This is a genomic window from Bradyrhizobium sp. 170, from assembly GCF_023101085.1.
GTDB lineage: Bacteria > Pseudomonadota > Alphaproteobacteria > Rhizobiales > Xanthobacteraceae > Bradyrhizobium.
In genome coordinates this window covers 5,461,367-5,482,558 of the sequence record NZ_CP064703.1, presented here as the reverse complement: position 1 = coordinate 5,482,558, position 21,192 = coordinate 5,461,367, and the positions used below count along the sequence as shown (strand labels likewise).

General features: G+C 62.3%; 19 protein-coding genes. 16 read left to right on the top strand and 3 right to left on the bottom strand.

All coding sequences use genetic code 11. The features are described 5' to 3' along the window. Window positions 1-98 precede the first annotated feature (98 nt). Window positions 99-773 (top strand): TetR/AcrR family transcriptional regulator, encoded by a 675-nt coding sequence (locus tag IVB05_RS25595; RefSeq protein WP_247778705.1) that lies wholly within the window; start codon window positions 99-101, stop codon window positions 771-773. A 43-nt stretch (window positions 774-816) separates the two neighbouring features. On the opposite strand, the gene IVB05_RS25590 is transcribed toward IVB05_RS25595, so the two are convergent. Beyond that, complete coding sequence (locus IVB05_RS25590; protein ID WP_247778704.1) at window positions 817-1,797, bottom strand: tripartite tricarboxylate transporter substrate binding protein; 981 nt, start codon at window positions 1,795-1,797, stop codon at window positions 817-819. 119 nt (window positions 1,798-1,916) lie between these two features. On the opposite strand from IVB05_RS25590, the gene IVB05_RS25585 reads away from it, so the two are divergent. The 9 genes from IVB05_RS25585 to IVB05_RS25545 all read left to right on the top strand — a co-directional run bounded on the left by IVB05_RS25585 (window position 1,917) and on the right by IVB05_RS25545 (window position 12,110). After that, window positions 1,917-2,774 (top strand): enoyl-CoA hydratase/isomerase family protein, encoded by an 858-nt coding sequence (locus tag IVB05_RS25585; protein ID WP_247778703.1) that lies wholly within the window; start codon window positions 1,917-1,919, stop codon window positions 2,772-2,774. 2 nt (window positions 2,775-2,776) lie between these two features. Then, window positions 2,777-4,909: an acetate--CoA ligase family protein gene (locus IVB05_RS25580; RefSeq protein WP_247778702.1), complete on the top strand. Its 2,133-nt coding sequence runs from the start codon at window positions 2,777-2,779 to the stop codon at window positions 4,907-4,909. A gap of 56 nt (window positions 4,910-4,965) precedes the next feature. Then, window positions 4,966-6,195, top strand: a complete 1,230-nt coding sequence (locus IVB05_RS25575) for an ABC transporter substrate-binding protein (protein WP_247778701.1) — start codon at window positions 4,966-4,968, stop codon at window positions 6,193-6,195. Window positions 6,196-6,276: 81 nt separating this feature from the next. Further along, window positions 6,277-7,488, top strand: a complete 1,212-nt coding sequence (locus tag IVB05_RS25570) for an acyl-CoA dehydrogenase family protein (RefSeq protein WP_247778700.1) — start codon at window positions 6,277-6,279, stop codon at window positions 7,486-7,488. Beyond that, the gene (locus IVB05_RS25565) at window positions 7,488-8,522 is read left to right on the top strand and encodes an acyl-CoA dehydrogenase family protein (RefSeq protein ID WP_247778698.1); all 1,035 of its coding nucleotides are present in this window, start codon (window positions 7,488-7,490) and stop codon (window positions 8,520-8,522) included. Before IVB05_RS25570 ends, IVB05_RS25565 begins: the two co-directional genes overlap by 1 nt. Window positions 8,523-8,537: 15 nt before the next feature. Next, window positions 8,538-9,308: an SDR family oxidoreductase gene (locus IVB05_RS25560; protein ID WP_247778697.1), complete on the top strand. Its 771-nt coding sequence runs from the start codon at window positions 8,538-8,540 to the stop codon at window positions 9,306-9,308. Window positions 9,309-9,320: 12 nt separating this feature from the next. Further along, entirely contained in the window at window positions 9,321-10,106 is a 786-nt protein-coding gene (locus tag IVB05_RS25555; RefSeq protein WP_247778696.1) for a carboxymuconolactone decarboxylase family protein, read from the top strand. Window positions 10,107-10,130: 24 nt separating this feature from the next. Continuing rightward, window positions 10,131-10,598 carry a tripartite tricarboxylate transporter TctB family protein gene (locus tag IVB05_RS25550; protein WP_247778695.1) on the top strand — a complete coding sequence of 156 codons (468 nt, stop codon included), beginning with the start codon at window positions 10,131-10,133 and terminating at the stop codon, window positions 10,596-10,598. Between the two features lie 12 nt (window positions 10,599-10,610). Beyond that, window positions 10,611-12,110, top strand: coding sequence for a tripartite tricarboxylate transporter permease (locus IVB05_RS25545; RefSeq protein WP_247778694.1), 1,500 nt, complete (start codon window positions 10,611-10,613; stop codon window positions 12,108-12,110). 33 nt (window positions 12,111-12,143) lie between these two features. Here the strand turns inward: IVB05_RS25545 and IVB05_RS25540 are convergent, their stop codons facing one another. Then, window positions 12,144-13,064: a helix-turn-helix domain-containing protein gene (locus tag IVB05_RS25540; RefSeq protein ID WP_247778693.1), complete on the bottom strand. Its 921-nt coding sequence runs from the start codon at window positions 13,062-13,064 to the stop codon at window positions 12,144-12,146. Between IVB05_RS25540 and IVB05_RS25535 the strand changes: the two genes are divergently transcribed. From IVB05_RS25535 to IVB05_RS25515, 5 genes are all read left to right on the top strand, one after another. After that, window positions 13,048-13,650, top strand: a complete 603-nt coding sequence (locus IVB05_RS25535; RefSeq protein ID WP_346771780.1) for a nuclear transport factor 2 family protein — start codon at window positions 13,048-13,050, stop codon at window positions 13,648-13,650. The genes IVB05_RS25540 and IVB05_RS25535 overlap by 17 nt on opposite strands. Before the next feature lie 50 nt (window positions 13,651-13,700). Continuing rightward, window positions 13,701-15,335, top strand: coding sequence for an NAD(P)/FAD-dependent oxidoreductase (locus IVB05_RS25530; RefSeq protein WP_247778692.1), 1,635 nt, complete (start codon window positions 13,701-13,703; stop codon window positions 15,333-15,335). Window positions 15,336-16,224: 889 nt separating this feature from the next. Beyond that, a complete protein-coding gene (locus IVB05_RS25525) occupies window positions 16,225-17,442 on the top strand; it encodes a sigma-70 family RNA polymerase sigma factor (protein WP_247778691.1) in 1,218 nt (405 codons plus the stop codon). Between the two features lie 24 nt (window positions 17,443-17,466). Then, window positions 17,467-18,267, top strand: coding sequence for a hypothetical protein (locus tag IVB05_RS25520; protein WP_247778690.1), 801 nt, complete (start codon window positions 17,467-17,469; stop codon window positions 18,265-18,267). Window positions 18,268-18,448: 181 nt separating this feature from the next. Next, complete coding sequence (locus IVB05_RS25515) at window positions 18,449-18,805, top strand: hypothetical protein (protein WP_247778689.1); 357 nt, start codon at window positions 18,449-18,451, stop codon at window positions 18,803-18,805. A gap of 355 nt (window positions 18,806-19,160) precedes the next feature. Here the strand turns inward: IVB05_RS25515 and IVB05_RS25510 are convergent, their stop codons facing one another. Beyond that, the gene (locus IVB05_RS25510; protein WP_247778687.1) at window positions 19,161-20,786 is read right to left on the bottom strand and encodes a caspase family protein; all 1,626 of its coding nucleotides are present in this window, start codon (window positions 20,784-20,786) and stop codon (window positions 19,161-19,163) included. A gap of 172 nt (window positions 20,787-20,958) precedes the next feature. Between IVB05_RS25510 and IVB05_RS25505 the strand changes: the two genes are divergently transcribed. Further along, complete coding sequence (locus tag IVB05_RS25505; protein WP_247778686.1) at window positions 20,959-21,153, top strand: hypothetical protein; 195 nt, start codon at window positions 20,959-20,961, stop codon at window positions 21,151-21,153. Window positions 21,154-21,192: the final 39 nt, after the last annotated feature.

Below are 21,192 nucleotides of genomic sequence, written 5' to 3'. Positions count from 1 at the left end.
CGGGCTTGACCGATCGGTCGGGGAAAAACTACGCTGTTTCCAAGTGATGGTCAGTGTTCGGTCTGGTTCGGATGTGCCAGGCCAGATTTGCAGGTTCGATGGTTGAATTATCGACGACAAAGGACGGCATCGCGAATCCGGCGGAGGCGTCCGATCGCGTCCTGCAGATTCTCTCGGAAGCCGGGCGGCTTTTCGCCACCAAGGGATATGATGGAACGTCGATGCGTGACATTGCGCTCGCCTGCGGCATCTCGAAGTCGCTGCTGTATCATCATTTCTCCAACAAGGACGAGATCTACGCGCGCGTGGCGGTCGGCTCCACGCTGGAATTGTACCTGTTCGTGCGCGACCGCATTCCGGATGGGCCGCCGTCGCAGAAGATCCGCGCTTTTATGGTCGCAACGGCCGAATATTTTCGGCGCTACCGGTGGGCCTGGATCGCATCGACGACCGCTTTCTGGAACGATCCCGATCGTCACCGGCAGAAGGAAAGACTCACGCGCCGGGACCGGTTCGAACACTTCCTGCGGGGCCTGATCCAGGAAGCGGTCGACGCCGGCGAGATTCGGAAGGTCGATGTGCCCATGACCGGGCGTCTGATCCTGTCCTCGCTCAACTGGATGCATCGGTGGTACAATCCCAACAAGTCCGCAACGCCCGAGCAGATCGCCGACATCTTCTTCGACATGGTGTTCAACGGCCTTCGTAACCCGGATTTTGCAGAGCCGCCGACCGTTGAGCAGCCCAAGCCCTCCCGACGAAAAGCGCGCTAGCGGCCGAGATCGAGACGATCGCGCGGCCGAGAGAAGGCCCGGATCATTCGAGCGCGATATGTTGCGCTGTGATCACGGGTCCCCAAAGTGCTGCGTCCTTGCTCAGTTGGGAATCGAGCAATTGCGGCGCTCCGATATCGGCTTGCAATCCGTCGGTTTCCAGCTGTTTTGCGATTTCCGGCTTCTGCATCGCGGCGTTGGCCGCCGCGTTCAGCCGTTCAATCACGTCGCGCGGGGTGCCTGCGGGCGCGTGCAGCGCGGTCCAGAACGTTGCCGAGAGCTCTGGATAGCCTGACTCGGCGAGCGTCGGGACATCGGGAAGGCTCGCCATACGTTTGGCGGAGGAGACGGCGAGAATGCGCAGTTTGCCTATCTTTGCGTGCTCGGCGACCGCGGCGGGCGTTGCGAAATTGAGGTCGCATTCACCCGACAGTAGTTCCATGATCGCAAGCGGATTGTTGCGATAGGCGACGTCGGTGACAGCGAACCCCATCGATTTTCCCATCATGATCCCGAACAGATGCGTCACGCTGCCGGGGCCGAGGGTGCCGTAGAACAAGGGTTTGTCGCGGCCCTTTGCGTAAGCAACGAAGCTCTTCACGTCGGTGACCGGCATCTTGGCGTTCACGGTCAACGACAGTGGGCCGTTGCAGAGCATGGCGACGGATGCGAAATCCGCGAGCTTGTAGGGCAGGTTCTTGCGCAGCAGAACGTTTAACGAGATGGGACCGGTGCCGCCGGCAAGCAGCACAGTGCCGTCTTTTGCTGCGCGCGCGACATATTGCGATCCGACGATGCCATTGGCGCCCGGCTTGTTGTCGACCAGAACGGGTTGATCCAGCGCTTCCGACATCCCCTTGGCGATCGACCGCATCAGGCTGTCGATCGAGCCGCCGCTCGCGTAGGGCACGATGATGAAGATGGTCTGTGACGAGCGCGCTTTGACGATCGAGGGCGCGGCAAACGGCGCGACGATGGCGCCGGCCATTAGCGTCGCGGCCTGACGTCGGCTGATTTTGGCCATGGCGATTTCTCCCCGGTTTTGTTGTCGGTTGTTCTCAATCTAAAACCCGACCGATCGGTCAGTCAACTGATCTATCGTCGCAACTCTTGCAAACAATTATCCGTGGTGTTATTAGCTCGTTGACTGACCGATCGGTCAGGTATGTGGGAAGAGCCGCCAACGTCGAAGATCGCGACGTCAAGATCAAGCAAAGCCAGGAGGAAGCCATGTCCGGCGACATCATCACGCTCGAAGTATCCGACCATATTGCATTGGTGACGCTGAACCGTCCTCCGGTGAATGCGCTCAATCGTGCGATGCGTGAGCGCATCGTGAGTGTGTTCGATGAGATTTCCGAGCGCAGCGATGTCAGGGTGGCGATCCTGACCGGAGCCGGGAAGGTGTTTTGCAGCGGCGCCGATCTGAAGGATCGTCCGGATGCGACGGCACTCGGCGCCTTTCACAGTCACAACCGGATCACCCGCGAAACCGGCAACTGCATCCGCGAATGTTCCAAGCCGGTCATTGCCGCGATCAATGGCGTCGCGTTGGGCGCCGGCCTCGGCCTGATGGCGTCCTGCGACATCTTCTACGCGTCCGAAGAGGCCGTCTTCGGCATGCCCGAGATCAATGTCGGGCTGGCCGGCGGTGCGGCTATGCTGAACACGCTGTTCGGACGCTCCCTGATGCGCCGCATGTTCTTCACGGGCTACCGGGTGCCCGCAGCCGAACTCTATCGCCTCGGCATCATCGAAGCCTGCACGGCCAGCGAAAACCTCATTCCGGAAGCGATGAAGGTCGCGCGAGAGATCGCGGCAAAGAGCCCGATTGCGATCGAGTATGCCAAGCAGGCCACCAACATGGTCGAACTGATGCCGCCGCGCGATGCCTATCGTTTCGAGCAGAATATCACCATGGCGCTGTCGAAGACCGAGGACGCCAAGGAAGCGCGGCAGGCGTTCCTCGAGAAGCGTGCGCCGGTGTTCAAGGGACGCTGACGATGCGGCCGGGAGAAGGTCTCGACGCGCTGATGGCGCCGCGCTCGATCGCCATCATCGGGGCATCGCAGGATGCCACCAAGATCGGAGGTCGGCCGGTGGATCTGCTGCGCCGCTACGGCTATGCGGGGCGGATCTATCCGGTGAACCCGAAGGCCTCGGTGGTCCAGGGTCTTCAGGCCTATGCCTCGCTCGATGAACTGCCAGAGGCGCCGGACCTTGCCATCATTGCGGTGGACGCCGAGAAGGCGCCCGAGGCGGTGGAGCAGTGCGCCAAGCGGGGTGTCCGCAGCGTTGTCGTGTTCTCTTCCGGCTTTGCCGAGCTCGGCGAGAAGGGGCGCGCGATGCAGGAGCGGCTGCGCATGGCTGCACGCCGGACTGGTATGCGGTTGCTGGGGCCGAATTGCCTTGGCGCGGTCAGCGTCGCCGAACGTTCCATCGCCACTTTCTCGATCGTGCTCGAGCACAGCCTGCCGGCGGCCGGCTCGCTCGGCATCGTGTCGCAAAGCGGAAATCTCGGCAGCTTCACCATGCGCCTGGCGAGCGACCGCGGCGTCGGCGTCAGCCGTTTCATGACGACCGGCAATGAATGCGACATCGACATTGCCGACGGAATTGCCTGGCTTGCCCGCGATCCCGCCACCAAAGTCATTTTGAGTTGCATTGAGGCCTGCCGCGATGCCGGTCGCCTCATTGCGGCGCTGACCGAGGCGCGCGATGCAGGAAAGCCGGTCATTGCGCTGAAGATCGGCACGTCAGCTGCGGGGCAGGCGGCGGCGGCCTCCCACACCGGGGCCATGGCGGGATCGGACGCTGTGTTCGATGCCTTGCTTGCGCGTCATGGCGCGGTGCGGGTGCGTAGCATCGACGAGCTGATCGACCTCGGCCATGCCGCCTCGATCCTGCTGTCGGATCGGTTGCCAAGGGGGACACGCCTCGCGGTCGTGACGGCGTCAGGTGGGTTTGGCGTCCTGCTCGCGGATGCGGCGCAGGCTGTCGGGCTGTCGCTGCCGGAACTGAATGAAGCGACACAGCGAACGATCCTCGACCTCGTGCCGTTTGCGTCCGCGCGCAATCCGGTGGATGCCACCGCGCAGATGTCCAGCCGGCCCGATCTGTTGCAAAAGATCCTGTCGGCGGTCGTCGCTGACGATCGCTGCGACGCGGTCGTGCTGCCACTTCCGTTCTCGCTGCACGTGCCGCGATTGCGCTCGGTCTACATGGAAGCCCTGCGCCACATCCGTGCGCAGTATCCCGATCGGCCCGTCATACTCTGCGTCGACGGCCCTCCGGACGCGCTCGCCGAACTGCAGGCCATGGGCTATCCGACGGTTGCGAGTTTTGACGGTAGCTGCGCCGTCGTTGCGGCGCTGGCGCGATTGCAGGCGGCTGCGAAAGCTCCAAGGGACACGAGCCCGCCTGCGATTGCGAAAGCCTCACCGCTTGCTGCCGATGCGTTCCGCCATGAACTCGGCGCCAAGCGCGCGCTTGCGGATGCCGGCATCCCGGTGCTTGCCGAGCGGCTGGTGTCGAATGCCGATGCGGCCGCGCGCGCTGCAAGTGAAATCGGATTTCCTGTCGTGTTGAAGATCGCGTCACCCGATCTTCCGCACAAGACGGAAGTCGGAGGTGTCGCCATCGGCCTTCGTTCAGAAGCCGAGGTGCGACAAGCCCATGCCGAGATGCTGCGGCGTGTGGCTGCGAAAGCGCCGCGCGCGGTGATCGATGGCGTCATCGTTGCTCCAATGGCGCAAGGCCTGTCCGAACTCATTCTCGGCAGCCGGATTGATCCGGTGTTCGGGCCCATCGTCATGGTCGGCCTCGGCGGCATCTTTGCGGAAATTGTCCAGGACACCGCTGTCGAGATGGCGCCGGTGAGCGAGACGCGGGCCATGGCGATGCTGACATCGCTCAAGGCGTTCGCTGTCCTGAACGGGGCGCGCGGGCGTCATCGCGCCGATATCGAGGCGGCCGCACGGACGATCGCTGCGCTGTCGCGCTTCGCCGTCGCACATGCCGAAACGGTGTCCGAAATCGATATCAACCCACTGCTGTTGAAAGCAGAGGGCGAGGGGGCGGTCGCACTCGATGCGCTGTTGGTATCGCGCGCTGGCGGACCGATCCACGAACACTGACGACGCCGATCAAAAAGAGCCGCGAAGTCGGATCAACGATCATAGGGAGAAAAACCATGATGAAGCTGAATGTCCGCTTTCTCAACATGGCCGTCATATTGGGGGTCCTGTTGGTCCTGGCGGTACCGCTGCGCGCGCAAGGCATCTCCGGCGACGTGATCAAGATCGGCATCATGAACGACCAGAACGGCCCGTATTCCGACAATTGTGGACTGGGTTCGGTTACCTCGGCGCGGCTCGCGATCTCTGATTTCGGTGGCGCCGTCAATGGCAAGAAGGTCGAGCTCGTCACGGCTGACGACCAGAACAAGCCCGACATCGGGCTCGCCGTCGCGCTGCGATGGCTCGACAACGAGGGCGTCGACGCCATCGTGGGCTGCTCGGCCTCATCGATCGCGCTTGCCGTTCAGGACATCATGAAGGCGCGGAAGAAGCCCTATCTTCTGGCGGGGACGGCGGGTTCGTTCTTCACGAACGACAAATGCTCCCCCATGACCACGCAATGGATGGTCGATACCTATGCGCAGCCGAAGGCCACGGTGAAGGCCTTGCTGGGCCAGGGCGTCGACACATGGTTCTTCCTGACCGTCGACTACGCCTTCGGCAAGGGATGGCAGGCGGACACGACGAACTTCATCAAGGCCGGCGGCGGCAGGGTCTTGGGCTCGGTGCTGCATCCTCTCAATTCGTCGGACTTCTCCTCGTTCCTGCTGACGGCGCAGGCGAGCGGCGCGAAGGCGATTGCGCTCGCCAACTCCGGAGCGGATTTCGGCAATGCCATCAAGCAGGCGCAGGAATTCGGACTATCGCAGAAGCAGCTGCTTGTGCCGCTGGGATTGATGATTAGCCAGACGCACGGGATCGGGCTTCGCGACCTGCAGAACGTGCGCCTGACCACGCCCTTCTACTGGGACATGACTCCCGACGCGCGCGCCTTTGCCAAGCGCTATTCCGAAGCGTTCAATGGCCAGATTCTGAACGAGGCAAAGGCCGCTACCTACAGCGCCATCACGCATTACCTCAAGGCCGTCGCGGCGACGGGCACCGATGAGGGCGACGCCGTGATGCGGCAGATGAAGAATACGCCGATCAACGATTTCGAGATGAAGAATGTGAGCATCCGCGCCGACGGGCAGGTGATGCGTCCGCTCTATGTCGCTCGCATCAAGACGCCGGCCGAGTCGAAATATGCCTACGACTACTATGAGATCACGGGGACCATCCCGTCGGAGGAAGCCTGGCGGCCGGCCTCGGAAAGCGCGTGCGATCTGCTCAAGTCGCAATGATCGGGAAAATCGAGGGGACGATCCGGTCGATTGCGACCGGTGTCGGTCCCTTGCAGGGTTAGCCAAAGCGGGAAGTCGACGATGACAGTTATTGAAACAGAGCCGCCTGAAGCCGCCGCAGCCGCTGAGCTGTCCGGTGAGGCGTATCGGGTGGCGATGCGTCGTTGGCTTCGTGCCAATCTGCCTGCGAGTTTTTGCAGCGACAGCGCGGCATTCTTGCCTCCGACATTGCCGCAATCGATTTCGTGGGAAGCGGCGATGTATCGCGCCGGCCTTGCCGGCATCACCTGGCCGCAGGTCTATGGAGGTCACGGCCGGACCTTGCGCGAGCACCTGATCGCAAACCAGGAAATCGGTGCATTCGCGATGCCGGAGAGCGTCAATTCGATCGGCAAGGAGCTTGCAGGCCCGATCATTCTTGCTGTTGGCACCGAGGAGCAGAAGCGCCGCTTCCTGCCCGCTATCCTCGAGATGCGGGATATCTGGTGCCAGGGCTTTTCCGAGCCCGAGGCCGGTTCGGACCTGGCGAGCCTGCGCACGCGCGCCATCCGCAACGGCGACACATGGCGGATCAACGGTCAGAAGATCTGGACGAGCGGGGCGTACCGTGCCCAGCGCTGCCTGGTGCTGGCCCGAACCGGACCGCTGGAGGATCGGCATCGCGGCCTTGCCATGTTCGCCGTGCGGCTCGATGCGAAAGGCGTGCGCGTGCGACCGATCAAATCGATCGATGGACGCGAGAGCTTCTGTGAGGTCTTTTTCGACGACGTCGAGGTATTGCAGTCCGATGCGCTCGGGGCGCCGGATGAAGGCTGGGCTGCCGCGATCCGCGTGCTCGAGATCGAGCGGGCGACCAACCGCATGTATCGGGCCTGGCGCTTCGAGAACGAGCTTCGTCACTTGATTGCGGCCTGCAAGAGCGATCCCGTGCTGGCGCAACTGGTTGCGGGCCACCATTACGCGGTCAAGCTTGGCGAGCTTGTCGTAGATATCGAGGTGCTGAAGGCGCACGTGGAGACAGCCGTGGGCGCGCTCGTGAACGGCGACCGGATCGGCGCGCGCGGCAGCCTGGCGAAGCTGCATTGGAGCGAAGCGCATCAGCGCTTTGCGGCGCTCGCACTCGAACTTCTTGCGCAGGCGTCGTTGCCGCCGCCTCCGGCCGTGCAGGTGGCGCGCCGTCGCTTCGAGGCGATCTACCTGCAGGCGCGCGCCGAGACCATCTATGCCGGTACCACCGAAATTCAGCTCGGCATCATCGCCGACAGGATCCTGCAGCTCTCGAGGGGCAAGTGATGACATTGACCGGCGACGGATTGCAGCCGAGCGAGTTCGCAGTTACCGCGGCACGCGCGGTTGCGGAATGCACGGCGTTGAGTCTGCGGGAGCAGGCAAGGCATTTGGCCAATGACGGCCTGCTCGGGGTGATTGCGGCTCAGGATGTCGGTGGACTGGATTTGCCGTTGGCCTTTGCTGTTCCGGTGGTCGCCGCCTCCGGTTCGGGCCTGCTCGGCTTTCCGCTGATTGAAGCGCTGCTCGTTGGCCGCGCGCTGCAGGAATCGCTGCCGCGGGCGGCCGAGGCTGTCGTGTCCGGCGAGATGCTGGCGACGATCGCCTGGCAGGGCGGCGTCGGTGCCGAGCGTGAAGGTGAATCGGTTGTGCTCAACGGCTGGGTTGCGCGGGCGGCTTGCGCCAGCGAGGCCGACTGCCTCCTGGTGCGGATCGGCACGGGTGCGGCGGTACTGGTTCCGACCGACGGCGAAGGAGTCGTCGTCGAGGATGCGACAGGCCTGGATCTGACGGTGCCGGAACACGCCGTCCGCTTGCAGGGCGTCACCATACCGGCGGCAAGCGTTCTGCCCGAGAGCACCTGGAATCTCCTGTGCTCGGACGCCAATGTTCTGCGCGCCGCCGCCATTCTGGGCTCTGCTGATGCGTGCCTGACGCTGGCGCAGGAGCACGCCTCGACGCGCCGCCAGTTTGGCCGCGCGCTATCTTATAATCAGGCTATACGGCATGCCCTGGCCCGGCAGAAACTCGGGCTTGAGGGCATACGACATGCCATCACACGCAGCGTGGGCGGCGAGGCCGGCGCGCTCCAGCGCGATGCGGCGTTCCTCGCTGCAGGCGTCTATGGCAGTGCGATCGGCGAAGGCGCGCTGCAGATTCACGGCGGTATGGGATTCACGTGGGATGTGCCGGTGCATCGGCACTTGCGCCGTGTCCGCGCTTTGCAGGCGCAAGGTGATGCCAGTGGGGTCTTGGCTGCACTTGGCCGCCGCTATGTCGGTGCAATCGCGCCAGTCGCCGACACCGCAGTGTCAGGATAGGGAAGGGAAGCGGTAATGATGGAAACGAAAGACAAGACGCTCGCGGGCCGTGTTGCGCTCGTAACCGGTGCTGGGAACGGGATCGGACGGGCAACCGCGATGCTTCTCGCCTCGCGCGGCGCCATCGTCGGCATTAACGACCTGAAGCCGGAGTTCGTCAATGCGACGGTAGACACGATCAAGGCGTCCGGCGGCAGCGCCATTGCGATCGCACAGGACGTGTCAAGCCGCGACGGAATGCGTGCGGCGGTTCTCGGCCTCGCCGAGCAGCAAGGGCGCCTCGATATCCTTGTCAACAATGCCGCCTGGGTCCGCTACCAGCCGGTTGCCGAGATCGCGCCTGAGACCGTCGAGCGTATGCTCAATATAGGCTTCAAGGCGATCATCTGGGGAATTCAGGCTGCGGCCGAGATCATGGATGCCGAGCGCGGCGGCGCGATCATTAATGTGGCTTCGGTTGCCGGGTTGATCTCGGCGAAGAACAGCATCGTCTATAGCGGCATCAAGGCCGGCGTGATGGGCATTACGCGTGCGGCAGCGGCGGAGCTTGGCGCGCGCAACATCAGGGTGAACGCGGTGGCGCCTTCGGCCATTCCGACCGAAGGGACGATGCGAAACCGCAATGCCGAGCTCGACGCGCGCCGGATTACGCGAACGCCATTGGGACGGCTCGGCACGGTAGACGATATCGCCAAGGCCATCGCCTTCCTGGCCGGCGACGACAGCGGCTTCATGTCGGCGCAGGTGCTGACGGTCGACGGCGGCATCACGGTCACGAACATCTAGCGCGGGAAAACGATGTCCAATCTGACCCCGAAGGAGCAGGCGCTCAAGGAAGCCTACATCAGGGCGCGCGGCTATTGGCGGCCCTGGACCGAAGGCCTGCTGCGCCTTGATCCGGCGTTTCTGGAGACCTACGGCAGCTATGCCGGCTATCCGGCAGCGACGGGCCCGCTTTCTCCGAAAATGCGGGAACTGATTTATGTCGCGCTGGATGGATCGGCGACGCACCTGTTCCGGTCTGGGCTTGCGTTGCACATGCAGCTCGCACTCGAACAGGGCGCAACCGCGCAGGAGATCGTCGATGTGCTGCGGCTGGCCACGGCGCAGGGGCTGGAGGGCTGCTATGTCGGCGTCGGCATTCTTGCCGAGGAGCTTGCGTTGGCTGGACTCGATTCAGACCAAGCGACGCTCACGAACGAGCAGAAGGCGCTTCGCGAAGCCTATGTCGCACAATTCGGCGACTGGCCGGACTTCATCGATCTGTGGCTGCGCGCGGATCCCGGCTATTTCGCTGCGATGCTCGACCTGTTGGCGGGGGGACGTCGGGCAGGCGGTCTCGACGAACAGTCGAGCTGCCTTATCACGCTCGCCTTGAATGGCTGCTTCACGGCGCTCAATCCGCACGGGCTCCGTTTGCAGATCAGGCGGGCGTTGCGACTGGGGATCGATCGGCGGGAGATTCTCCAGGTTCTTCAGATGACGGCTCATCTGGGCGTGCATGCCTGCGCGATTGGCGTGCCGATCCTGATGGATGCGATTGATCCGACGACGACGGGTAAGTCGCCAGCGGTCGACGCGTAGGATAACAGCAGGAGGTCAACGACGATGACGGGGCCGACCATCCGCGACCAGCGCGCCTTTGCTTCGGGCGCATTGTTCCTTGCCTTTGCGATCTTCTTCTTCGTGACGGCGCTGAACTATCCGGCGGGAACTGCGGCACGGATGGGGCCGGGCTATTTTCCCCGGCTGCTCGCGATCGTGCTCGCGGCCATCGGGTTGGCCGTGATGCTGGGAGCTGTGAGGCGGACGGCCGAACGGCAGGCCTTGCGTAGATGGGACGTGAAAGGCCTCGCGTGGGTCACGGGTTCAGTGATCCTGTTTGCCGTTCTGCTCTTTCCACTCGGCCTTGTGGGCTCGCTCTTCGTCCTGATCGTGGTGTCGAGCAAGGCCAGTTCCGAGTTCACCTGGAAGGGGGCGCTGGCAAATGCGGCGGTCCTGATCGCGCTGTGCCTGCTGGTGTTCGTCTACGGCCTCGGGCTGCAGCTCCCGGTGTGGCCGGCGCTACTCAATTGAAGGCGGGGCCTGATGGATCTCTTTCAGAATCTGGCGATCGGCTTCTCCACTGCCGCCCAACCGGCCAATCTGCTCTACGCTTTCTTGGGATGCCTGCTGGGCACCCTGATCGGGGTACTCCCAGGCCTTGGCCCGCTCGCCACCATCGCGATGCTGCTTCCCATCACTTACGCATTGCCGCCGGAAGCTGCGCTGATCATGCTGGCTGGTATCTACTACGGCGCGCAGTATGGCGGCTCGACCACGGCCATCGTGGTCAATCTGCCCGGCGAGTCCTCGTCCGTGATTACCACGATTGACGGTTATCAGATGGCGAAGCAGGGGCGGGCCGGCGTTGCGCTCTCGACGGCGGCGATCGGTTCGTTTTTCGCGGGCTGCGTCGCGACGCTGGCACTTGCGGCGCTGGCCGGGCCGCTTACGGCGGCGGCCCTGCTGTTTGGACCTAAGGAATTCTTTGCCTTGATGATCCTGGGCCTCATCCTTGCTTCGGTCCTGTCAAGTGGCCCCTTCATTGAAGGCGTCGGAATGGTCGTGCTCGGCATGCTGTTGAGCCTCGTGGGCACTGACCTCAGCACGGGAACGCAGCGCTTCGCCTTCGGCATCCCGCAGCTCTTCGACGGCCTGGATTTCGTCCCGCTGGCGATGGGCATCTTCGGCTTTGCCGAGATCGTGAAGAACCTGGAGCAGGACGACAAGCTGTCGCTGGTGACGCAAAAGATCGCCAATCTGTTTCCGACGCGCGACGATTTTCGGCGCATGGTTCCGGCGATGCTGCGTGGCACGGCGCTTGGAACGCTGCTCGGCGTGCTGCCGGGCGGCGGCGCGGTGCTCTCGTCTTTCGCTTCCTATACGCTGGAAAAGAAGCTTTCGAAGCACCCGGAGCAGTTTGGCAAGGGCGCGATCGAAGGCGTTGCCGGTCCGGAATCGGCCAACAACGCGGGAGCCCAGACCTCCTTCATTCCGCTGTTGACGCTCGGTGTGCCGTCGAACGTCGTGATGGCGCTGATGGTTGGCGCCATGAACATTCACAACATCCAGCCCGGTCCCGAAGTCATGACCAAGAACCCGACCTTGTTCTGGGGGCTGATTGCCTCGATGTGGGTCGGCAATCTGATGCTGCTGATCCTCAATCTTCCGCTGGTTGGATTGTGGGTGAAGCTGCTCACCATTCCCTATCGCTATCTGTTTCCGGCGATCATGGTGTTCTGTTCGATCGGCGTCTATTCGATCAACGGCGGTACCTTCGAGGTTTATGAGGCGGCCGTATTCTGCGTGTTTGGCTATGCGCTGATCAAGCTGCAGCTGCCGGCAGCGCCGCTGTTGCTTGGATTGGTGTTGGGCCCCGCGATCGAAGAAAATTTTCGTCGCGCGATGGTGCTCTCGCGCGGCGACGTGAGCGTGTTTCTGACCTCGCCATTGTCGGCCACTCTGCTGGCTGCAGCCGCCATCGCGGTCATTTTGATCATGCTGCCCACGATCCGCACGCGGCGCGAGGAGGCTTTGCAGGAGTGAGATCCATCGGGTGTCTACCGTGCCGGTACTACATCAAACGCTGGCATCGACCGGCTGGCCGGAAACGTGATTTGCTTTGATGGATCTGGCCGCCTGCCGCAGAACGTTCAAGTAGCGGCTGGAGTTTTGCTTGATCCGCTCGGCGGCGCCGCCAAGCCCCAATGCAACCGGTTGATTCTGAATCGTGGTTGGCAGCAGCACGCAAATGGTGGCTCCGCCCGGAATGGGGACGTTCTCTGCGGAGCAATAGCCTTTGCCTCGAATCTGACGAATGCGCTTCATCATTTCCGGGAGCTTGACCCGATCGGACGCGTTCGGCGTGGCGATGTTCGCGCGGCGAACGATGCTGTCGACTTTCTCGTCGGACATCGTCGACATCAATAGCCAACCGAGCGCGGACTGCGTCAGCGGTCTAAGGGTCCCCTCATCGACATGAAAGCGAAGCGGGTGGATCGATTGCACGATCTTGACGTACTGCAGATACACGTCGTTCGTCGTGCCGATCGCCACCGCTTCACCTGTCGCGGCGTGGACGTCACGCATGGCCTCGAGCAGGCGGCTGCTGCCGAACAGGCTTTTCGGTATCCAGTCGCCTAGCGAGGTCACTTTCGGCGTCGGGAAATAGACCCGCGTTCTGCGGTCGAAATTCAGGTAGCCAAGGCCGACCAGCGTCTTGAGCAGAACCGTGGCGCTGGACGGTGGATAACCCAGCGCCGCGCTGATCTCGGACATCGCGCGCGGTTGCCGCACGCGCATGAAGAACTCAAGGATTTCGATGGCACGCAATGCGGATTTGACAGTGGATCCGGCCGCGGAAATGGAGGCCGACGTCGTCAGCGGCGATGGCACGTCGTCCTCCCTTTGCGGCAACAAATTCACGAATGTGAAATTCAGCTTCACATATGAACTTTTGTTGGTTGCCTCCACTGCACATGAGATGGTGGCTGTCGTCAAGGGAGAGCGGCTGATGCGCCCAGCGGATCGAGCCGGAGCTTGGACGGGCTTTGATATGACCATACCTCAAGAGAAGATTGCCGAGTTGCTCGACAGAGAAGCAATCCGCGATTGCATCTATCGCTATTGCCGCGGGGTCGACCGGGCTGATGAAGTGTCGCTTCGCGGTGCGTATTGGCCGGATGCAACGGACCAGCACGGCCCGTATTCCGGCCCGGTCGAAGGCTTCTTCCAATGGGCGCATGGAATCTTCGAGAGCGGTGCACGCAACGTCCATATGGTCGGCAACATCCTGATCGAGTTTACCGCGCTCAAGGAGGCCGTTGTCGAAACCTACTTCCTTGCCCTGCAGCGCGGGCCGGGAAGGGATGACAGCCTTCGCCAGTTTCTGATCGCCGGCCGCTATTGCGATGTCTTTCAGCAGCGAGACGGCGAATGGCGGGTCTTCCGACGCGTGGTTGTCTACGATTGGGTGGAAGAGCAAGTCGCCGCAACCCAATCCGAAGAGCCTCGCTTTGGCCCTCGGCTGCCATTGGGCGCACGGTTTCCCGATGATTCCATCTACGATCTCCTCGGCCGGCGTTAGGGCGTGACGCTCCCGCTGAGATCAAATCACCAACCTGAGGAAATGCCGACATGAACAGCACCGATGCGAGGGGACAACGTTTGGACGTCGTCATCGTCGGCGCCGGATTCGGCGGCCTGTACGCCGTCTACAAGTTTCGCGAGATGGGCCTCAGGATTGCAGCCTTCGAGGCGGGCGGCGATGTCGGCGGTGTGTGGTACTGGAACCGCTACCCCGGTGCGCGTGTCGACCTCCCCAGCATTGACTACAGCTATTCCTTTTCACCCGAGATCGAACAGGAGTGGACCTGGTCCGAAGAGTTCGCGTCGCAGCCGGAGCTTCTGGCCTACATCAATTTTGTGGCCGACCGGCTCAGCTTGCGCAAGCACTATCAGTTCAATACGCGCGTCAATAGCGCGGCCTGGGATGAGACGCGCAAGCTCTGGAAGGTCACGACGGATCGCGGCGAGACGATTGAGGCGACGTACTGCGTGATGGCGACCGGTCCGCTCTCGATTCCAAGAGATCCGGACATTCCTGGCATCGATGGCTACGAAGGGCAGCTCCTGCGCGCTGGCAAATGGCCGCACCATCCGGTCAGCTTCGCAGGCAAGCGTGTTGGAGTGATCGGCACGGGATCGACCGGCATCCAGATCGTGCAGGAGGTTGGTCGGCAGGCCGGTGAGCTATTTGTTTTCCAGCGCACGCCGAGCTTCACCATGCCGATGCGCAACCAGAAGCTGGATTCCGGCTATGTGGCGGAGGTGAAGCGCAACTATGCCGGCATTCGTGAGGCGGCGCGCAACAGCCCGAACGGCGGTGTGCGCCCATGGACGACCCGTGCCTTCTTCAGCGTGACCCCGTCGCGCCGTCGCGAACTCCTTGAGGATGCCTGGAGGTCCGGCGGTTTGACGATGCTCGGCACCTTCACGGACTTGCTGAGCAACGAAGAGGCCAATGAGCACGTTGCCGAGTTCGTGCGCGACAAGATCTGCGAGGTCGTCAAGGATCCCGTCACCGCCGAAAAACTGAAGCCGCGCGGTTACCCCGTCTTTGCCCGCCGTCCGTGCCTGGACACGGGGTACTATGAAACGTTCAACCAGCCGAATGTTCGCTTGATGGACTGCGTTACCGATCCGGTCGTGGAGATCACGAAGCACGGCGTGCGCACCCAGTCGGGCGAGACCGCACTCGACATGCTCATCTTCGCGACCGGCTATGACGGGCTGACGGGGGCGCTGACGGCCTTCGACGTCATCGGTCGCAACGGCCGTTCAGTCAACGAGAAGTGGAAGGCGGGAGCCCGGTCGTATCTGGGCCTCATGATGGAGGGCTTCCCGAATCTCTTCATGACCACCGGGCCCAATGGCCCCGCTGCGCTGGCCAACATCGTCAGGATCAGCGAGAGCGATGTCGACTGGATCGCGACTGCGATCACGCACATGGCCGACCAAGGCCTCGACACCATCGAGCCGACGAAGAAGGCGGAAGACGACTGGATGGAGCTCGTGTTCAAGCTGGCGCAGCGCTCGCTCTTGTCCAAGGCGAAGACCTGGTACGTCGGCACCAACGTCAAGGACAAGGCTCAGGGACTTACGCTTTTCACGGGTGGGTTTCCGAGGTACCGGGAGTATTGTGCCGCCGCAATACAGACCGGGTACCGCGACTTCGTCTTCGAGCGCGTGCGAACGCCAGTTACCGCTTGACGGTCAAGCCGATTGAGATCGCATGGCGCGCCATGTTCGAGGTCATTCCAGGGGATGCTGGAAGCGTGAGCAGACGCCGTCACACTGCTCACATTCTATTGAGGTGTTTCCCGACAAGCGCTGACATTGGAGAGCGCATGATCTCTTCAGTGTGCACCGAGAGATCAAATAAAATCTAGCGATAAGCAATGTGAGCAGGCTGCACTGAACGCGCTGCAGTCAAAGGCTGGCCGGTGTTTCGGAAGCGGAGTGATCTTGTTTGGCAAGTCGCGAACTTACGAAGCCGAGCCTTGCGAGGGCTCAATTCGCAGAATGACGATTACGAATGCCAGCCGATTTCTTGGCGCTGGCCGGCGGTCTGAGGGGCAAGGCCGGCACCACCGCGCTCGAGGTGCAAAGCACTTACAAGCTCGCGACCGGAAGATCACGCAGGTCGCGATAGATACGCATCCCGCATCTCGATTTCGTCTCTCGATGACGCCGGAGAGATCAATGCAGCTATGTGCTCAATGGTGTTCACGCGAGCAACGTCTGTGCCTCTGCCCACAACAGACGAACTAGTTCGGCGGCTGGTTCAGATCGTGCCAGGGCGATCGACGCAATGTGGCTCGTGGCATTTGCGGGCGCCAAGGTTGGCGTAGTTGTGGCAATTCAGTGCCATGTCGGGGCAGGCACGACGAGTCGAGCGCGCTCAGGATGGAGCAATGCATTCATTCTACAATTTTAGCGTTAGCACTGTTGCAATTCATAATCTCGCCAGATTGGGATACCAGTTGTTTATCGACAAGAACCAGTTATTTGGCGACTAAAGAGGCCAACTTGGGAAGGCCGTAGTCTCTGGCTGTTCAACTGTCATTCGGTGGGTCGGCTGTTTGTCAGGGGAAAAGTCATGTGGTCGCGCAGCCTGTTGATCCAGAATCTGTTGGTCCCGAAAAAGGCCAAGTCGCACGACAACGATGCCGACCGTGCCAATGCGGTCGCCGAACGGCCGGTCGCCCCTGAGATGCAGATTGTGCCACCGCTGAGCGGCAACTTTGAGCGCGCGCTCGTCAATGCTGCCCTCTCCGGTGACGCTGGGGCAGCGAGCAGATTTCTCGAACACGTCTCGACGACACTGTGGTCGATCGTCGTGAAGCTGGCAGGCGAAGGAGCGGACGCGGAGGCTGCGTTCCTTCACATCGTCGCATCACTGAAGGCAGACGATTATGCGCGGCTGCGGGGGTTCGACGGGCGCTCGCGGCTTACGACGTATTTGTCGCTTGTCGCCCGCGATGTTCTCGCCGACGAACTGGCGGGACAGTTCAGTAAAACGCCGCGCGAGGCGTGGGAGAGATTCTCGCGTTACTTCGAGACCGACATTCGTAGCCGGATCGCCAGACAATTGCCGCGCAACCTTGGTAGAGCTGGACGCGAGGATACGTATCAAGAAGTATGCCTCAAGCTGATCGAGAATGATTTCCGTCGTATCCGCTTATACGGAGGCCGCGGCAGCTTCACGGGCTATATTCTGACCGTGGTCGATCGCATCTTGATCGATCTCGTGCGGCGTGAGGCGCCTCGACGGCGTTTGCCGGCGGCGATTTCTCGTTCAACGCCGCTTGACCAGGCGATTTATGCAGCCGTGGTGTGGGAGGGTTGTCCGCTGGACACCGATCGCCTCGTTGCTGCACTGCGCGGCAGGCTGGCGCAAGATCCGACAGCTGCTGATGTTGCCGAGTCGGTCGCGCGCGTTGCCGGCATGGCGAGACTGGAACGCACGCCGCCCGCCACCGAGGCCATCTCGCTCGACGCGCTGCTTGGCGAGGGTGGAGGTATTTCGATCGCGGATTCGTCGCCGACTCCCGAGGACCGTTTGCTGCTCTTTGAGGAGGAAAAGCACCGCGCAGCTCTCGTCGCCGCCATCAATACGGCTGCGGAAAAGCTTCCCGCCGATGAACGGTTGTACCTTCAGATCGTATTTTCGGCCAATGAGTCGTTGCCAGCACGAGACATCGCGAGGCTGATGGGTTGCCCGGTCGAGGAAGTCTATCGTTTCAAGCAGCGAACCCAGAAATGGTTGAAAGAAATTGCGGTGCAATTGGAAAAGAATTCCGATATGTCCGTCTGAACATGGGTATTGGATTTCTGCCCGATGATCGAACGCCCTAGTCAGGAACCGGCGCCTGTGCCCGCCGAGGACGATGACCGCTCCGACCGGCTACAAACCTATGAGCTGCTTCGCGCGCAACTGTCGCGGACCATTTCCGAGGGTTTGGGGCAGGGTTCCCTTGCAGCAGGTCAATGGGGCGAGATCGACAATGCTCAGATCGCTGCGTTTCTCGACTGTTCCCTGTCGCGGGCAGAGTGGGATGCTGTCGCCGCGAGACTTGCGAACGACCCGGTGGCCCGCGCGGAGCTAACTTCCGCGGCGGCGTTGCTGGACGAAATCCACGCGCGGCCTGCGACGGCCCCAGCGGGTTTGGTGGCACGGGCGGCTGGCGTTCTTGCCCCGTCGGAACAGAGCCGAGCGCAGGTTTCGGCAAGGGCGGTCAGTCCAGTTGCTTGGTACCGGCGTTCGATTGCGTGGTCCGGCTTCGCTCTCGCCGTCATGGCTGTGATCGCGATCCCGACCGTTGTGAAGATGGTTGGAGACGGTGCATCCATCGAGGTCAAGCAGGACGACGCAGGTGATGCGATCGGCCGCGGAATCGTGGCGACCCCGTCCAGTCCAACGAAGAAACAAGATGCTCGCTCGTGCATTGACGCGAACGAACAAGCCAGGAAATCGACACCCGGCAACATGGGAAGCGATCGCGGCACTGGAACGGGGGCCACCGCGGAGATGGCCGAACCTCCAGGCAAGGCGGCGCCCACCGATAAGGACGATCCATGCGGGCCAAGGCCGGCAGGGGGCCGTAAGCATGAGCGCCCCGCCTCCGCAGGGCCGAACTGACCTAAACTCGACGCTTAAGTCGTCCGGGCCACATCTCGGTTGCGGGAGGTGCGTTGTGTTCTATCACGAGGACCGGCCTAACGAGACATCGCGATGGCTGGCGACAGACCAAAAGTGAGAGCCTGTCCGTCTGCTCCAATGTTGCCATCCAAACTCTCACGCTACAAAGGAGCAAGAGATAATGCGTTATACAACGACGAAGGCTGCGATCGGATCACGCTTGAGCATGCGCAGAGCGTTGCTTCTCCTGCATTTGGCGGGGGCCGCTTTGCTCGCGATTGCCGTAGCCGGGCCTGCACGTGCGCAGAGCACCGGCATCGCCGCTTGCGACGAATTTCTGCAAAAATATGATAGTTGCGTTACGTCGAAGCTTCCGGAGGCACAGCGCGCGACCTACAAGGCGCAGCTCGACCAGACGCGCAAGGTGTGGCTTGATATGGCCAAGAGTCCATCAGCGAAGTCGACCATGGAAGGGACGTGTAAGCAGACGATGGACGCGATCAAGACCTCGCTGCAAAGCTTCGGCTGCTCGTTCTGATGTAGCCGCGCGGGCAGGAAGGCTGGGGTGCTCATCTGATCGCCCCAGCCTTCTGAGCACGGCGCGTCCAGGCGAAGAACCTGGAGTTCATCCCGCCAGAGCGTGATCCGGAGAAACGTGCCCTCAGGCCGATGGTGGAACAGCGGTTTCCCCCTTGAACCAAACAACGGCGGCGCGTTTTTGCGCGGAGATCATGCTCAAGAAATGAGCCAGAGCATGATCTGGTTTTCCGAAAAGATCATGCTCAGACAATATAGCGCCGATGACGATTTTTTCCTGAACTCATCGCGTTCTAGGTTCAAGATGAGACCCGCCGCTTGTCGTGGGGGCCTCGAAAGCGACGTGACTATCTCGCCTATCGCGATTTAATCTCCTGGCAGCGGGCCGCGCGCAGTCCCGTTAGAGCGTCGCGCCGCAGCAGTGTCGGGCAGGCATTGCCAAGGTAGTAGCTGTCGCCAGTCTCGCGCGCGACCTGCGCCACTACCGCAGGGCCGAGTGTGCTCCAGCAGGCTTCCGTGAGCGCCTTCGACGCCTTGGCTTCATCCCAGTCGGGAGGCCGGCTGAGTGCGGCAATGACGGCGTCCGTGAGATCTGGATCCGTACAGACTGCCGCATTCGTTTCGGCCGGCGCCTCGATCGCGATGGCGAAAAACGGCGCAGCGGCCGAGCGGTTGAGCTTGCGTCCGACGAGATGGGCGGCGTCACGCGCGAGGTCGGCGCGCGCCGTGCCGACGCTCTTGGGCGTTGTGCGCACGAAGTTCTCCAGTCCCCGGCGGCAATCGGCTGCCCCGTAAGCCTGCTCAAGGCAGTCGCCGAACGCGGACAGGCCGATCGACGAGCGCAGGGCCAGGAATTTCGGGTTGTCGTTCAGGATCGGAAAGGTCGTGGCATAGCGCTCGAGCGCCGCAAGCCGATCGTCAAACGGGCGCGGCGACGTTGCAAGTGGAGTTAATTCGCCGATCGCGGCTTGTTCGGCCAACGAAGCCCAGTGTGCGTCGCGCGCGGTCGGCCTCACCGTTGTCAGGTGGCTGCGGAGCTCGCTCCAGCTCTTCGCGGCCGCCAGCGCGTCAAGTTCGGCGATCGCAGGATCGGTCGGGGGAGCCGGCACGGCCTCGGCGGCGCGTTTGTCGACGTCGGAGAGCAGGGCCGCGGTCTGTGGTGGCGGCGGGTCGGCGGGCGTGGTGCGTCCGCTTGCGTTGAGCACGATCTCGCCGACGACCTGGTCGTAGTAGGCCGGCGTTTGCTCGAGGCCGACGCTCGCCGCCAACTGCCGAACCTCGATTTGCAAGCGCTTTGCAATCTGCACCAGCGTCAGGTCAGGCTCCGCCAGCCGGCGGACGAGGTTTCGCGTGAACACGGAGTTCGAGGCGCGCTCGGTGGTGGACAGCCGGTCGAGCGCGGTCTGCTTGGCGCCAGCGGAGAACATGATGAACACGCCCTCGGCAGGCGTCATCGCGGCGAGCCCGCCGCTGCCCCTGAGCCCGCGCCCGCCCGGTCGTTCGAACGGATTGTTGCGGCAGGCGTCGAGCATGAGCACCGCCGTGCGGGCGCCGCGCGCCTGCAGCCGGTCGATGATCCGGTCGGCTGGAAACGCGGAATCGCGGATCAGCTCTTCCTGTCCTTCGCGGACCTCCGGGATGTCTGTCGGCAACAGGTAGTTCTGACCGCGGATCTCGAAGCCGTGTCCGGCGAAGAAGAACAGCGCGATGTCGCCCGGTTCGATCATTTTGTCGAAAGCGAGCATGGCCTCGCTCATGGCACGGCGCGGCTGGTTCTCGACGACCATCACCGAGAAGCCGAGCCGGCGCAGGGCGGTGCCGACCGCGCGCGCGTCGTTGACGGCGGTCTGCAGCCGTGGAATGTTCTCATAGGCGTTATTGCCGACCAGCAGGGCGACGCGCTTCTCCGCGCGCGCGATCGTGGCGAAGCCTAGCGCGACGCTCAGCACGAGGATCGCGAGGCACGAGTTTGTTTTCAACATGGATGCTCTCGTCGATGCTCTAGCGGGCCAAACTGTTCGGCGGTTGAGCGCCATTATCCGTCAACTCATTGTTTGTCAGCTCTGTGGCCGGATGATGTGCATGCTGCGGGTCGGCAGGTCGGCTGCGAACTTCATCATGGGCGCGTAACCGGCGACGAGCGGTTCAGGCAAGATGATCACGCTGATGACGATCCAGACGCCGCCAACGGCAGGTGAGACAATCCCGGAGCATGATCGAAGCCGCCGGCAGTGTGCCAAGCGTGACGAGAACCAAGCCGTTGACCAAACACAGCATACGATTTTCAGCAACTTGCTGGAGCGCGATGAGTTCAAGGTGAATCGTCATCGCGCTGCAGCTTGTTGTTGAACATGATCTTTTCGGAAAATCGGTGCCCCCTGATCGGAT